We start from the raw sequence: 14,638 nt of genomic DNA on the forward strand, positions 1-14,638 counted from the left end.
TATGTGGCTTGCTATCGACGGCAAAATAAAATACCGGGCGATCGTGAGCGATCTTGACGGAACCTTGCTGGATCCTGCCGGGAATCTGTCTGATCTGACGGTGGAAACGCTCAATATCCTGCATGCCCGCGGGCTGGAAATCGTCATCGCGACAGGCCGTTGCGATGCGGATGCGCGCGGGATTGTGGATGGCTTGGGGTTCTCGCCGGCGATCGTCTCCTGCAATGGCGCGATGGTCAATATCGAGGGGCGGCCGGTGGCGGATAAACGCTATTTCCTGCCTCGCGACAGCCAAATGATGTTGATGGATTACCTCTTCGCCTGTCCGCTCCACGTGACGTTGTTCACCCAGGAAGGATGGATGATGGCCGAAGAGAATCCGCATTTTGCCGACTATATCAAAACCTCGGGCGTCGCTTGCCGCTATGTCGAACCGGAGGCGATGAAACGGCAACCGATCCTGAAAGTGCTGCTGCAGGGTGAAGCGGCGCTGATCGAGCGGTTTTACGACGAGGTCAGTCAGGCTTTCGGAAAAACGCTGTCCATCTGTAAGTCCTCTGCGGAAACGATAGACATCATGGATAAGCATATTTCCAAGGCCAGAAGCGTGGCCGACTATCTGAGCGCCAAACAGATAGCGATGCGCGATTGCCTCTCTTTCGGCGATGCGATGAACGATTTGGACATGCTGCGCTGGGCCGGAACGGGGGTGGTGATGGGCAATGCCATGGGCGAATTGAAGCGCGCGCTGCCGTTTAACCCGATTGCGCTGCCCAACAGCCGCAATGGCGTCGCCGATTATCTCTGCCGTGAGTTCGGCCTGTTCTGACATTGTCACCGCCGCGCGGGTGAACGCATTGGCAACAGGGTCTTTCGTGGGCAGATAACAAGGAGGTGAACAAACAGTGAGAGTTTCATTTTTTCATTACTAAACATGTCGATAAATACAAAGGAGACAGTATGAAAGAACTGACTGAAGCAGAAGTCATGGCGGTTTCCGGCGCAGGCATCGCTTCCGATGCCGGCAAAATCCTGGGCAATGGCATTGGCGCCATCGTAGATGCCGGTACCGGTCTATTCGGGATCCACGCGGATGCGGCGGGCGCCGGCGCCAAACTCGGTGAGGGCATTGGCGCCGTCATCGATGCCGGGATTAGCGCCTTCTCGCAGCTGTTTGGCCGTAAATCGTCATAAGCCCGGCCCTTAATGAAAAGTGCCCGCAAGGGCACTTTTACCTCGCTCATGTCGGGAGCCGGAAGAACGGCAAAGGGAGAGTTCATGGCGAATAAAATCATCTTGATCATGGTCATCAATCTGTTCGTGGCGGTGGCGTTGGCGGTGTTTAACTTTATCTATATCCAAAAGAAGGTGGATATACGCGCCCCCAATGACGCCACGCCCTTTCAGGTGACCGAGAAAGCGCAGGGCAGGATCGTCTCCATGCAGCAGACTTCGGTATTTCTGAACAACAATCCTGTGGTGGCGTTTACCTTGGAAATCAACGCCAGGCGCAAACAGTTTACGATCGCTGACCATCGGGAGGTGGTGCTGTATATCGCCATGAGCCGTTATGAGGAAAACGGCGTTTACAGCCTATTGCTGGGCGAGAACGACAGAGACGTGGCGTTCGAAAAGGACAGCTTTGGCTATCCGATACGCTTTCATCAGGTGCTCTAGGCGCGCGGAAGGTTTCCTGGCGCCAGGCGGCGTAAAAGGGATTTGCCACGGACAAAGGGGGAGGAAAAAATGCTGAAACGCATCGGATACATCGCGCTGATTTGCCTGGCCTTAATCGGCGGGCGGCAGGCCATGGCGGCAGAGGAAGACCGCTGCTTTGCGGACGAACATCCCGCCTTGCACACCGTTATTCCTTGTTATAACAATCAGTTGGCCATATTGCCTCTGTCATATTCGTTAAAGGGCGTGGATAACGGCCATGACGTGTCGATACGCCATTATCGGTTGATGTCGCAATCCTGGTCGCCGCAAGACGCCATCCGGCCGACGCAATGGTGGCACGATGTGGATATTTATATCCCCAACGGGGCGCTTGCCCGTAAAGCGTTGGTGCTGATGAGCGATGACTGCGCTTGCGCCGCCGCAGGGGCGAGCGGGCCAGGCAAGCAAAATGCGGCGTTTTCCGTCGCTACGCCGGCGGCCTTGGCGGCGGAAAGTCACACCATCGTGATTGTCGTCAACCGGCTGCCTTATCCGTACCTGGAATATCAAAATGAGGGGCGGCGTCGTGCGGGGGAGGACAGCCAGGCCCGAGGCTGGCGATTGTTCCTGGACGATGCGGATGAATACTTGATGATGCCGCTGGCGATCCCCATGACGGCGGCCTTGTCGCAAACCATGACGCTGGCGCAGCGCGAATTGAGCCGATGGGGGATAGATAAATTCATCGTGGCGGGCGCGGCGAGCGGCGCAACCGCGGCGTGGCTGGCGTCATTGTCGGATGAGCGCATCGATGCCGTCGTCGCCATGTTCCCGGATGGGGTCGCGGCGCGGCAGGTCTTGAAGCATACCTATCGTACGTATGGCGGCCGTTGGCCGTTGGCGTTTCATCCTTATTACCAACTCGGCATCGATCGGCGCATAGAGACGCCGGCGTTCGACAAACTGATGCAAATAGCGGATCCCACCGCTTATCCGCCGCCGACGGCGGGAGAGCGGCCAGCGGCGGCGAAATATGTCATCATCGCCAGCGGCGACGAACGTTATCCGCCGGACAGCACGCGATTCTATCTCAGCGCCTCACCGGGAGAGGCTTCGCTGCGCGCGATTGCCGACGGGGATCGCGCGGCAAGCCGGCCGGCCGCCGAACGCGCCATACTGGCGATGATCAAGCGCCGCCAGCGCGATATCGCGTTGCCGACGATCGAGGTGCAAGGCAGCGCCGCGGATGCTGCGGTGCGCACGCTGCGTTTTTCCGAACCGCCGGCCACCGTGCGGCGTTGGAGCGCGCACAACCGCACGGCCCGAGATTTTCGTTATTCGTGCGGCGTACGCTTTACCCCGGAGCCGTTGGCTACAGCGGAGGCCGACCGCGGCGAGTTTCGTCTGGCCGCCCCGGCGCAAGGCTGGGAGGCCACCTTTATCGAGGCGGTGTTCAACGATGGGTTTATCGCGACCACGCCGGTCTTTATCACGCCTGACGATAACTATCCGTCCGCCGTTCCCGCGGGCGATGGTCTGGCGTGTGAAACCCTACCCGGCAGAGGGCTGGGGGAAGATTATCGCCATGACGATTAATTAGCGGCGCCGAATAACAATAAGGCGGCAATGCGTTATTCTGCGCGACAGAGCGCATTGCCGCCTTGTTTTCGAAATAGTGAACGGCGTCAGACAGAATATTTCTGCGTAACGCCATTTTCTCGTTGTCACATGACCGCGCCGGTTTCACGAACGGCGAATGCCTTATTCTCCTTCCTGTTCGATAAACCGTTATCGCCATGCTTTTCCTATTCTTCTGCTCCTCTCGCTGCCGCCGCGTCGTGATGCCTTTCGTAATATAACTGTCATTTATTTCAGGGCGATTTTTATCGCCCGGCTTTCATTTTACGGCGATGTCGCCCGATTTTCCGGCTGAGGGGGAAATGAGGAGGATCTGGCGAAAGCGCCTTCGAATAGCGCGAGAATAAATTCCCTGGCGGCCAGATGATTGAATCAAGAAACGCCGATTTGGCGGTTTTTTCAAAATAAAATTAAGAATGATGCTAATTCTATTTGGGGTAATTATCTTTTCTCATCTTTACATTGATTTTATGTATTGCTAAAGGGGGAAAGCTAAGCATAATTAACTGTGAAAGGAGCGGAGCTCCTATTCTCCCTGTCCGGGTTCTCCGTGGCGGGGATATTTTGAAGTCTGTCTAATCAAAAGGAGAAGTACCCATGATGGAAAAAAAAGTGATTATGTTGGCATTTGTCGCGGCAGCGTGTTCAAGCGCTTTACCTGCTCTGGCAGCAGATGGTCAGGTTAATTTTACCGGGAATATTGTCGATGCTGCGTGCAAGGTCACGAATGACTTGAGTAATCCATTAAATGTTGTTTTGGGTGATGTGGCCCGAACGGCATTTGCGGGTGGCAAGGGATCAACGTCCAGCGCGACAAAATTCACGCTGGAAGTCACCGATTGTCCGGATACGGTAAAAAGCGCCACCGTTAAGTTCGACGGCGCGGCCGATAACGGCGACAGCAACGTATTACAGCTGACCCAGGAAACGGATGTCGCTACCGGCGTCGGTATCCAACTGTCTGATATTTCTAACAGTGTTCTGCCGCTTTACACGGCGTCGACGGCTTATCCGTTGGCTTCCGGCAGCGGCGTGAAAAATAACCTCGATTTTACCGCCCGCTATATTTCCACGCAGGCAGATGTTACCGCCGGTAAAGCTAATAGCGTCGCCACCTTTACGCTGAATTATAACTGATAATATTTTCTTGCCCGCTGGTTCACAGCGGGCTGTATTGCCTCGGAGATAATATTATGCGTTTTAATCGCTACGGCGCCTTAGCGGCTTTCATTATTTTATTGTTTGCGTCTACGGTTCACGCCGGCGTGGTGATTGGCGGGACGCGGGTGATATTCAACGGCGAAAAAAAAGAAGCGTCAATCAGCGTGGAGAATCCGGATAAAGAACCGTATTTGATTCAGTCCTGGCTGGAGAATCAACAAAGCGGGGTGGATAAAATCGCGTTTATCGTTACGCCGCCTTTATTTCGGCTGGACGGCAACCAGGAAAATATGCTGCGCATCGTGAAAGTGGGCGATGACTTACCGAAAGATAAAGAAAGCTTGTATTGGATGAATATTAAATCCATTCCTTCAACAACCCAGGCGGGTAAATCGAATACGCTGCAAATAGCGGTCAAGACCCGCATTAAATTGATTTATCGGCCGGCGCCGTTGCTCCGCCAGGTGCCCGAAGAAGTGACGCAGCAGCTGAAATGGCAGCGTGTCGGTTCAGAATTAAAACTCACCAACCCAACGCCTTATTATATGAACTTTCATTATGTCCGCATCGGGGGGCGGGAAATGAAAGAGGTGGCGTATATCGCGCCGATGAGCAGCGAAATGTTTGCATTGCCCGTGGCGGGCGCAACGTCGGTAAGCTGGAAATTAATTAATGATTATGGCGGCACAGGGAAAGAACATCAGTCAGGTATTTAATCTGTAAGGGAAGGCAGACAGAGGGATAAAACATTTCAATAATGGAGCTAATGAATGATAACTCAAAAGCGTATATTAGCGAAGCGGGATGCTTGGCTGAAACGCATAGCCTTATTCACGGCAACAACGGCGGTATGCGGCAACATGGTTAATCCCGCCTTCTCTCGTGACTATTTTAATCCGGCGTTGCTGGAAACCGGGCGCTCAGGTCAGCAGCACGTCGATCTGTCGATCTTTGAAAATGGCCAGCAGGTTCCCGGCACGTATCGGGTCGATATTTGGGTGAACGACATGCTGCTGGAAACGCGCGAGGTGTCGTTCGCTCTGCGGGCCGGCAGCGACGAGAAGGCCGATCTGCAGCCTTGTCTGACGCGGGAAGATCTGAAACGGCTTGGGGTGAAAGTTGAGCTGTTTCCCGGTTTGGCCGGTGCCGATCGCTGCGCGAATTTGGCCGCGATCCCGCAGGCCTCGGCGCAATTTCAATTTAACCGCCAACGCCTGATGCTGAGTATCCCCCAGGCGGCGTTGGAAAATAAGGTGCGCGGATACGTTCCGCCGGAACAATGGGATGAAGGCCTGCCGGCGATGCTGCTGAACTATGGCTTCACCGGCAGCAACAGTAAGGGGCGCGATCGATTCACCCAGAGCGCAAGCAGTTATTACCTCAACCTGCGGCCGGGCTTCAACCTGGGCGCCTGGCGAGTGCGGAACTACACCACCTGGAGCTACAACAGCGCTGGCGGCGGGCGAGCGTCGGAGGATCGTTGGGACTCCGTCTATACCTACGCCCAGCGCAATATCATCCGCCTGAAAAGCTTGCTGACGCTCGGCGAAAGCAGCAGCCCGTCCGATGTGTTTGACAGCGTGTCGTTTCGCGGCGCGCAGCTGGCTTCCGATGACGACATGTTGCCGGAAAGCCTGCGTGGTTATGCGCCGGTGGTGCGCGGCATCGCGCGCAGCAATGCGCAAGTGGTTATTCGTCAAAACGGCTATGTCATCTACCAGAGTTACGTTGCGCCGGGCGCGTTTGAAATTTCGGACATGTACCCGACCGGCGGCAGCGGCGATTTGGAGGTGACTATCAAGGAGGCGGACGGCAGCGAACAGCACCTGACCGTTCCCTTCGCCAGCCTGCCGGTGCTGCAACGCGAAGGGCGGCTGAAATATGCGCTGACCTCGGGGCAATACCGCACTTACGATCACAGCGTGGATAAAAAGATCTTCTCGCAGGCCAGCCTGATTTATGGCTTGCCCGCCGGTTTCACCTTGTATGGCGGCGGCCAATTCGCCGGGCCGTATCAATCGCTGGCATTGGGTCTGGGCAAGAACCTGGGCGAGTTCGGCGCTCTGTCGGCCGACGTCACCCAGGCGTGGGCAAAGCAGGAGCATCAACCGAAAAGCGATGGTCAGTCATGGCGCGTGCGGTACAGCAAAAATATCGTCGAGACGGGGACGAACTTCGCCATCGCCGGCTACCGCTATTCGACCAGCGGCTACTATGGGCTGCAGGAAGTGCTGGACACCTATCGCAGCGGCAACCGTTACGCCCCGATAGACCGCCGCAAGAATCGCGGCGAAATCACGCTGAACCAGAATTTATGGGAAGGGGCGGGGTCGCTTTCACTCAGCGCGGTCTCCGAAGACTATTGGGGCTCCGAGCGCAATATGCAGTCGCTGAGCGCGGGTTACAACAATAGCTGGAATGGCATCAGCTACGGTTTTAACTACAGCTACAGCCGGAATTCACAGGCTACTTACGGCGATTCGAACCGCGGGCGCATTTACGATCGCGATCAGATCTTCGCTTTCAACATCAGCGTGCCATTAGAGAAATGGCTGAGCAACACCTACGCCACCTACAACCTCAACACCAGCAAAAAAGGCAATACCAGCCATACGGCGGGCCTCAACGGCACGGCGCTGGCCGGCGGCAACCTCAGCTGGAGCGTACAGGAAGGGTATGGCAGCCAGGGCCAGGGCAACAGCGGCAACGCTAACGCCGACTGGCGCGCGACGTACGGCGAACTCACGGCGGGCTATGCCTACGATCGCAGTCAACAGCGCGTCAACTACGGGGTGAAGGGCGGGGTGATCGCCCATGAAGACGGTGTGACCTTCGGTCAACCGTTCGGCGAAACCGTCGCCCTGGTACAGGCGGCCGGCGCGAGCGATGTGGCGGTCGGCAATCAGGTCGGGGTGAAAACCGACTGGCGCGGCTACGCGATCGTTCCTTACGCCACGCCTTATCGCAACAATTCGATTCGCCTCGATGTCGACAGCTTGCCGGATGATGTCGATCTCGAGTTGACGAACCAGTCGGTCACGCCGACTCGCGGCGCGGTGAGCCGGGCGAATTTCAAAGCCAACGTCGGCAGACGAATTTTGATGAAGGTGACGGACTCGCAGGGGGCACCTCTGCCGCTGGGCGCCAGCCTGCGTCTTGCCGAGGGGGCGACTCAGCCGTTCCTGGTCGGCGGCGACGGCGTGGTCTATCTGAGCGGCATGGCGGAAAAGGGCCTGCTCATCGCGCAGTGGGGCAGGAATGGCGAGAACCAATGCCGCATCCGTTACCAGTTGCCGGCGGAGCCGCCGTCAGCGGGTCTCCAAACCCTAAACGGCGTTTGCCAATAGATCTCGCTCTATTTCCATCATGACTTTTAAGTGAGAGTGAAAATGAACGTTTTTCTCAGGATATTCGGTTACGGCGCCCTGGTGTGGCTGGCGATGCTCACGACGGCGGTTTATGCCGGCACCTGTACCACCAACGCGAAAACCGCCCGTATGGGGTTGCTGACGTTGGCCGTGGATCCGCGCATTGAAGTCGGCGAGCAGTTGGCTGTTCGAACCGAGAACAGCATTAACGGCACGACGTTTTCTTTTCTTTGTTCCGGTTCGGTCGCCTATCGCTCCATGTCGCCGCTGACGCCGAGCGCGCTGCCCGGCGTATTTGAAACGGGCATCGAGGGCGTGGGGGTGACGATTTCAGACTTATGGCAGAGCAATAAGAACGTGCCCGTCAACACGGCGATTTCGCCCAACTTGCTGACGCCGTGGATCAATCGAAACGATGTTCGGCTGACGTTTATTAAAACCGGCCCGATCAAAACCGGCGGCGATATGGGCGGGAAAATTATCGCCAGATATTATCTGGATTCGACCTCCATTTTGGATATCAGTATTTCCGGCATGAAGGTCATTCAGAAAAGTTGCCTGGTTGATTTGAACTATAAAAATCAAACGGTAAATCTGGGCAGCCCTAAACGCAGCGAGTTTAACGGCGTCGGCAGCACGGCGGCGTCTTCCGAACGCAATTTTTCCGTGGTTCTGCAATGTCAGGAGGACAATATTCCGGTTCAGGTCACGTTCGAGGCGGCCGGAAATTCTCCAGGCGTGGGAATGATTGATATCGCCGACGGCGCCGATGCGGCGAAGGGCGTCGCCGTGGAAGTGTTGGATGAGAACCGTAATCCATTAACGTTTTCCAGACCGATCAATTACCACACCGCGGCTGAAAAAGAGATCAGGATCCCCTTGATGGCGCGCTATAAGCAAACGGGAGCCATTAGCCCCGGACAGGCCGACGCGGTGATGACATTCACCATTACGCAGAATTAAAGAGACCCCCATTAAAAATATAATGTCGTCTGTTCGCGCGACATTATTGGTGGCATCAGGCGCTGCAGGCCGATGCCAATGCAATGACAACACGCATGTATGGCAGTGTTTGTCCGTTTAAATATGGAGATTAACCAATGAAAGAACTGTCTGTTATCGAAATGAATGAAGTGTCAGGCGCTTATTCCTGGGATATGAGCAATGGACTGTCGGGGCTGATTGGCAGCGCCGTCTCCAATGCCGCGGAAGCCGTTTCATCCATCGCTCTGGGCGCCTCCGTGGGCAGCATGGCGGGCGCCGTCATCGGCGGTAAGCACGGCGGCGACGGCGGCGGCCTGCTGGGCGTCGGCTCGATTGGCCAGGGCGTCGGCATGGTCGCCGGCGGCATCCTGGGCGGCGTAGCCAGCGGCGTGGCCGCAGCCGTTATTGGCTGGGACACCACGCTGGAATACTCCAAAAAAGGCCTCGATGGGCTGATTAACGGCACTATCAGCTAAATCCATACGCGGTCCAAAGCCGCAGCGTTCTCGCTGCGGCTGTCTCCCGGTCAGGCAAGCGCAGGTTCTTCCTATGAGTGATAATAAGAGCAGGAATATTTTCCGCCAGGAGGCGGTCAATTATCAACGTCAAAGATGGACCGGCAGGGCGCTGTTAATTTCCGGCGCGTCGAGCCATGTGATTGCCGCCACCTGTTTCACTTTTATTCTGATCCTGGCGGGCGCACTCTATTTTTGCGAGTACACGCGCCGGGTCGATGTTGAAGGCGAGGTGATCAGCATCCCGCATTCCACCAATGTGTTTTCCTCCCAATACGGTTACGTGAGTCAGGCATTCCATAAAGCCGGTGACGTCGTGGAAAAGGACGAGCCGCTGTATGTGATTGATGTCTCGAGAAGCACCACGTCCGGCAATGTCAGCCATATCGCGGCCAGCGAAATAAGCAAACAGATTAGCAATCTGGATTCGATAATCAGCAAGCTGAATAAAAATAAAACCGCCATGCTGGATAATTTGCGCAAACAGATCAATAGCTATGAAAACGCCTATAAAGAAACCGAGAAACTGAACCTCAGTGCCAAAGAGGGGATGGATAAAATGCGCGATAGCCTGAAAAATTACGAGCACTATTTGACGAAAGGCCTGATCACCAAAGATCAGTTAAATTATCAGCGCTCGCTCTTTCAACAACAGCAAAGCTCGTATCAGGCGCTCTACAGCCAAAAGATCCAGCAAAATATTCAACTGTCGCAGTTGCGCAGCGATTTGCTGATTCGCGCCGCCGATTACGACAATCAGATATCGCAAAGCGAATCGCAACGCAGTGATTTACAACGCCAGCTGGCGGAGTCCAATGCCGGCGGCCAGGTCATTATCAAAGCGCCGCTCAAGGGGAAAATCGAGTCGCTGAGCGTGACCGCCGGGCAGGTGGTCGAGAGCGGCAGCAGTCTGGCGCAAATCAAACCGATTGATAACATCAAATATTATCTGGTTTTATGGCTACCGAATAACAGTTTGCCCTACGTGAAAATCGGCGATGGCATCAACATTCGCTATGAAGCCTTCCCGTCGGATAAATTCGGTCAGTTTCCGGGAAAAATAGAATCCATCTCGTCGGTCCCCGCCTCCCCGCAGGAAATGTCGGAATACAGCAGCGGAAATAAAAGGGAAAGGAACGCCTACTACAAAGTGCTGGCGTCTATCAGCGACACGCAATTCAGCGATAAAGGCAAATATCTCGAAATCAGCAGCGGGCTGCAGGCCAGGGTCATCGTCTTCCTGGATAAGAAACCGCTTTATCAGTGGGCGATCGCGCCTTTGTATGACATAAAAAACAGCGTCGTGGGGCGAGTCGATGAAGGACAATAATCTTTTTGAACGGATCAACGAGAAGTTAACATTCTCACTGCGCAAGCGGGTGCCGAGCATCTTGCAGTCGGAGTCATCGGAATGCGGCCTGGCGTGCCTCGCCATGATCGCTTCCTATTACGGGTTTAATGTGGATATGCTGAGCCTGCGGCAGCGATTCGGCATTTCCACCCAGGGCGCGACCCTGGGGACGATCTCTCAAATCGCGTCGCAAATCCAGCTGAAGACGCGCGCCTTGTCCTTGGACATCGACGAAATCAATCAGCTGAAAACGCCCTGCATACTGCACTGGAATATGAATCACTTCGTGGTGTTGGTTAAGGTGCAGCGCGCCGGTTTTGTCATTCACGATCCGGCCTTCGGGCGCAGAGTGATCGGGCTGCAGGAGATGTCGAATCATTTTACCGGCATCGCGTTGGAGCTGTGGCCCGACAGGGCCTTTCAAAAAGAGACCCTCAAGACCCGTTTGCGCCTGCTGGATTTGATGAAAAACATCGAGGGCCTGCCGGGGACGCTGCTCAAGATCTTTGCGTTATCGATAGTCATCGAATCGGTCAACCTGCTGCTGCCGGTGGGAACGCAACTGGTGACCGACCATGTCATTCAGGCGCATGACTACAGCCTGCTGACGGTCATCTGTTTGGGGCTGATCTTCTTCACCTTGTTCCGCGCGGTGGTCAGCATCGCCAGGGCCTGGATCTCCATCGTGCTCGGGACGCTGACCGATATTCAGTGGAAGACGACGCTGTTTGAACACCTGATGAAACTGCCGCTGGATTTTTTCGAGAAACGGCACCTGGGGGACATTCAATCGCGCTTTTCCTCGCTGGATGCGATCAGAACCACCTTTACCAATAATATCGTCAGCGGGATCATCGACGGCATCATGACGGTCGGGCTGTTCGCGATGATGATGGTCTACGGCGGCTGGCTGGTCTGGGTCGTGGCGGGCTTCACTCTGATCTACATCCTCATCAGGATGATGACTTACAGAACCTACCGTCAATTCTCGGAGGAGCAGATCGTCAAGGCGGCCAAGGCCAACTCGCATTTCATGGAGACGCTGTACGGCATCTCGACCGTCAAGGCGCTGGGCATCAAGGAAACGCGCTCCAGCTATTGGCTCAATCTGAACGTCGACGCCGCCAATACCAATATCAAAATCACCCGATTCAATATGATGTTCGGCGGGATCAATACCTTTATCACAACGCTCGATCAGGTGGCGATCCTGTGGCTTGGCGCCATGATGGTCATCGACAATTCCATGACGCTCGGCATGTTCATGGCGTTCAATGCCTATCGCGGCCAGTTTTCTCAGCGGGCCTCGAGCCTGATCGACCTGGCGATCGGCTTGCGCATGCTGTCGCTGCACAATGAGAGGATATCCGACATCGTCTTTACCGATGCGGAGACGGAGTCCGCGCCGCGACAGGTTTTCCCCTCGGGCACGGGGATTGCCATTGAGGTAAAAAATCTTACGTATCAATATGACGCGCTGTCGCGGCCGATCTTCAAAGACCTGAACATGCGCATTGCGGCCGGCGAAAGCGTGGCCGTCGTGGGCGCCTCCGGCGCGGGCAAGACCACCTTGCTGAAGGTGATGTGCGGTTTGCTCAGCCCCACTTCCGGCCAGGTTTTGGCCGACGCGATGGATATCCATAAAGTCGGGGTGAATAACTACCGTAACGCGATCGCCTGCGTGCTGCAGGACGACCGGCTGTTCTCCGGGTCCATTGCGGAAAACATCAGCGGGTTTGAGGTCAATGCCAATAAAGAGCTGATCATGGCCTGCGCGATACACAGCAATATCCACGATGAAATCATGCAGATGCCGATGGGCTACGAAACCCTGATCGGCGAGTTGGGCAACGGCATCTCCGGCGGGCAAAAGCAACGTCTGTTTATCGCGCGCGCCCTCTATCGCCGCCCGAGCGTGCTGTTTATGGATGAAGCGACCAGCCATCTGGACGTTGAGAATGAGTCGGCGATCAACCGGGCGATATCTTCGCTGAATATTACGCGCGTGATCGTCGCCCACAGAAAGTCGACCATCGACTCGGCCGACAGGGTAGTGGTGCTGGGGGCCGAGAGCGGCGCGCCGGCAGGCGGCGGTGAATAAAGGGCGCTTGCCGGCGCCGGGGTGAAGCCGGCAATGCAGGCTGTCCCCACGGCGAAAATCGCGGTAAAATGCAGCAGTTGACCCTATCGCATTCCATCAGGCCGTCGAACCCGCTATGAAAACGCGCAAACCGCGCCGCCCGCCCGGGCGGTGGATCTATTACATCCTGCATGAAGACATGCTGTGGCCTTGCCCGGTCAAATGGGAGTGGGAGAGCGGCTATAACGCTTGGCTGCCGTTTTACTATTCCCCCACGCTGGAATTCGTCGCCGGCAACCCCGCCCGCGCTACCAAGGTCAGCAGCGGCCGACGTTAAGCGGGCCGCACGTGCTGCTCGCCTTGCCGCCCGACGTCCGCTCACCTAAGATCATCTCATCACCCACAGGTTTTCCCGGAGCCCCCATGTTGACTCTGTTTCGCACGTCTCTTTGCGGCGCGGTGGCATTGCTGCTGCTCGCCGGTTGTCAGCAGACGGCGCATAAACCGGCGCCGCCGCTGCAGGCGCAGCTGGATCACATCGCTTCGATGCTGGCCGGCGGACACTTCCTGCGCGTGGACTGCGGGCGCAGCGAGATACCGGACGACGTGAAGCTGCAGCGCACCGCAATGCGCGCGGCGCAGCGCCGCGGCTGGGACACGCAGGCGGCAGGGTATCGGCAGTTGCCGGCGCTTACCCAGGCGCGTTACCTGACCCTGCAACAGGACAATCAGCTGCTGACGGAAAAATGCGCTGCGCTCAGCCGCAGCACCGCCCGCTTTATCGCGGCGGCGCAGGCCGATCAGGAAGATTACATGGAGTAGCGCGCCGGCATGCCTTTCGGGCGCGCTTTATGGGCGCCCCAAAATTCTTTGCAGGATAACGATTTATCGATCATCATTTGAAATGATGTTTCACTTTTACCCATCGAGCCCATCTTGAACCTGTATGCCGCACTGCGTCAGCGCGTGGAAAATACGCGCTGGTACGCCAAACGGAAAAGCTACCGCGTGTTGTTCTGGCGCGAGATCACGCCACTGGCGGTGCCCATCTTTCTGGAGAACGCCTGTGTCCTGCTGATGGGGGTGCTGAGCACCTTTCTGGTGAGCTGGCTCGGTAAAGAGGCGATGGCCGGGGTGTTCGCCGCGTTTTATACCTCGCAGGATGATGTGAAAACGGTGGTGAAAACCCTGATCTGGCTCAACGCCGCCTTTATGCCGATCTGGGCCGCTTCCTGGGTCTTGCCCGCCGGGTTGAAAGGCGCGCGCGACGCCCGCTTCGCCATGTGGGTGACGATGCTCGGCATGTGGGGGTGCCGCGTGGTGGCCGGCTACGCGTTGGGCATCGAACTGGGCATGGGCGTGGTGGGCGTCTGGTTGGGGATGTTCCTCGATTGGGCGGTGCGCGGCGCCTTATTCTACTGGCGCATGGTCAGCGGGCGCTGGCTGTGGAAATATCCGCGGGCCAGGCGCTCGGACGCCGGGTGACGATCCGCCGCCGACAGCCGCGGCAAGGTCAATACAGCAGCGTCATCGCGCTGAAGAACAACAGCGTCAAGGCGATGATGATGAGGTTTTGCGTGGCTTTGCGCACCAGTTTGCTGGCGCTCAGGCGGCTGTCGATGACGTAGAGCAGCGGCACCATCAGCAGCACATAGGCGAACATCAGCATGGCGGTAAAGGGCTGCAGGTTCATTCATGTTCCTCCTGGGCGTCATCATGGCCGATCAGGTGTATCAGTACGGCTTGCGTCTGGCGGTGCTGGCCGATAAAGGGCGACGTGGCTGGCGACGCCGGCGCGAACGTCAGGCCGGCGCGTCGCGTTTTCACCGCCGCTTGCAAAATCTTCTTTCGATGCTTCCGAGTATGGTCGACCATGCGCCTC

15 protein-coding genes and 1 pseudogene are annotated in these 14,638 nt (G+C 56.4%); 14 read left to right on the forward strand and 2 right to left on the reverse strand.

Annotation, left to right across the window (positions count from 1 at the left end; all coding sequences use genetic code 11):
• Nucleotide 1 precedes the first annotated feature (1 nt).
• The 14 genes and pseudogenes from ACJ8PE_RS02380 to ACJ8PE_RS02445 all read left to right on the forward strand — a co-directional run.
• A complete protein-coding gene (locus ACJ8PE_RS02380) occupies nt 2–829 on the forward strand; it encodes a Cof-type HAD-IIB family hydrolase (protein ID WP_033643650.1) in 828 nt (275 codons plus the stop codon).
• A 131-nt stretch (nt 830–960) separates the two neighbouring features.
• Nucleotides 961–1,194, forward strand: a complete 234-nt coding sequence (locus ACJ8PE_RS02385) for a hypothetical protein (RefSeq protein WP_004935304.1) — start codon at nt 961–963, stop codon at nt 1,192–1,194.
• Nucleotides 1,195–1,278: 84 nt separating this feature from the next.
• Nucleotides 1,279–1,677, forward strand: coding sequence for a hypothetical protein (locus ACJ8PE_RS02390; RefSeq protein ID WP_042784953.1), 399 nt, complete (start codon nt 1,279–1,281; stop codon nt 1,675–1,677).
• Nucleotides 1,678–1,746: 69 nt separating this feature from the next.
• Nucleotides 1,747–3,255, forward strand: a complete 1,509-nt coding sequence (locus tag ACJ8PE_RS02395; RefSeq protein ID WP_197793344.1) for a PhoPQ-activated protein PqaA family protein — start codon at nt 1,747–1,749, stop codon at nt 3,253–3,255.
• A 639-nt stretch (nt 3,256–3,894) separates the two neighbouring features.
• A complete protein-coding gene (locus ACJ8PE_RS02400; protein WP_004935293.1) occupies nt 3,895–4,434 on the forward strand; it encodes a fimbrial protein in 540 nt (179 codons plus the stop codon).
• 56 nt (nt 4,435–4,490) lie between these two features.
• Nucleotides 4,491–5,174, forward strand: a complete 684-nt coding sequence (locus ACJ8PE_RS02405; RefSeq protein ID WP_033632666.1) for a fimbrial biogenesis chaperone — start codon at nt 4,491–4,493, stop codon at nt 5,172–5,174.
• Nucleotides 5,175–5,228: 54 nt separating this feature from the next.
• Nucleotides 5,229–7,805, forward strand: coding sequence for a fimbria/pilus outer membrane usher protein (locus tag ACJ8PE_RS02410; RefSeq protein ID WP_197793343.1), 2,577 nt, complete (start codon nt 5,229–5,231; stop codon nt 7,803–7,805).
• A 42-nt stretch (nt 7,806–7,847) separates the two neighbouring features.
• Nucleotides 7,848–8,789: a fimbrial protein gene (locus tag ACJ8PE_RS02415; protein WP_197793342.1), complete on the forward strand. Its 942-nt coding sequence runs from the start codon at nt 7,848–7,850 to the stop codon at nt 8,787–8,789.
• Nucleotides 8,790–8,926: 137 nt separating this feature from the next.
• Nucleotides 8,927–9,286: a hypothetical protein gene (locus ACJ8PE_RS02420; protein WP_004935280.1), complete on the forward strand. Its 360-nt coding sequence runs from the start codon at nt 8,927–8,929 to the stop codon at nt 9,284–9,286.
• Between the two features lie 73 nt (nt 9,287–9,359).
• Nucleotides 9,360–10,655: an HlyD family secretion protein gene (locus ACJ8PE_RS02425; RefSeq protein ID WP_004935276.1), complete on the forward strand. Its 1,296-nt coding sequence runs from the start codon at nt 9,360–9,362 to the stop codon at nt 10,653–10,655.
• The gene (locus ACJ8PE_RS02430; RefSeq protein WP_004935271.1) at nt 10,642–12,777 is read left to right on the forward strand and encodes a peptidase domain-containing ABC transporter; all 2,136 of its coding nucleotides are present in this window, start codon (nt 10,642–10,644) and stop codon (nt 12,775–12,777) included. The genes ACJ8PE_RS02425 and ACJ8PE_RS02430 overlap by 14 nt, the downstream gene beginning before the upstream one ends.
• Before the next feature lie 115 nt (nt 12,778–12,892).
• On the forward strand, nt 12,893–13,093 hold the full coding sequence (locus tag ACJ8PE_RS02435; RefSeq protein ID WP_015378375.1) for a hypothetical protein: 201 nt from the start codon (nt 12,893–12,895) through the stop codon (nt 13,091–13,093).
• A gap of 86 nt (nt 13,094–13,179) precedes the next feature.
• On the forward strand, nt 13,180–13,578 hold the full coding sequence (gene gspS, locus ACJ8PE_RS02440; protein WP_033650789.1) for a type II secretion system pilot lipoprotein GspS: 399 nt from the start codon (nt 13,180–13,182) through the stop codon (nt 13,576–13,578).
• A gap of 306 nt (nt 13,579–13,884) precedes the next feature.
• A pseudogene (locus ACJ8PE_RS02445) lies at nt 13,885–14,241 on the forward strand (FMN/FAD transporter); the annotation flags it as partial.
• 28 nt (nt 14,242–14,269) lie between these two features.
• Here the strand turns inward: ACJ8PE_RS02445 and ACJ8PE_RS02450 are convergent.
• Both ACJ8PE_RS02450 and ACJ8PE_RS02455 read right to left on the reverse strand, forming a co-directional pair.
• Nucleotides 14,270–14,449 carry a hypothetical protein gene (locus ACJ8PE_RS02450; RefSeq protein ID WP_015378373.1) on the reverse strand — a complete coding sequence of 60 codons (180 nt, stop codon included), beginning with the start codon at nt 14,447–14,449 and terminating at the stop codon, nt 14,270–14,272.
• Nucleotides 14,446–14,631 carry a hypothetical protein gene (locus tag ACJ8PE_RS02455; RefSeq protein WP_033643635.1) on the reverse strand — a complete coding sequence of 62 codons (186 nt, stop codon included), beginning with the start codon at nt 14,629–14,631 and terminating at the stop codon, nt 14,446–14,448. Before ACJ8PE_RS02455 ends, ACJ8PE_RS02450 begins: the two co-directional genes overlap by 4 nt.
• Nucleotides 14,632–14,638 lie beyond the last annotated feature (7 nt).

The sequence above is a fragment of the Serratia sp. CY74737 genome, assembly GCF_052166775.1.
In the GTDB taxonomy this organism is placed as follows: Bacteria; Pseudomonadota; Gammaproteobacteria; order Enterobacterales; family Enterobacteriaceae; genus Serratia; species Serratia ureilytica.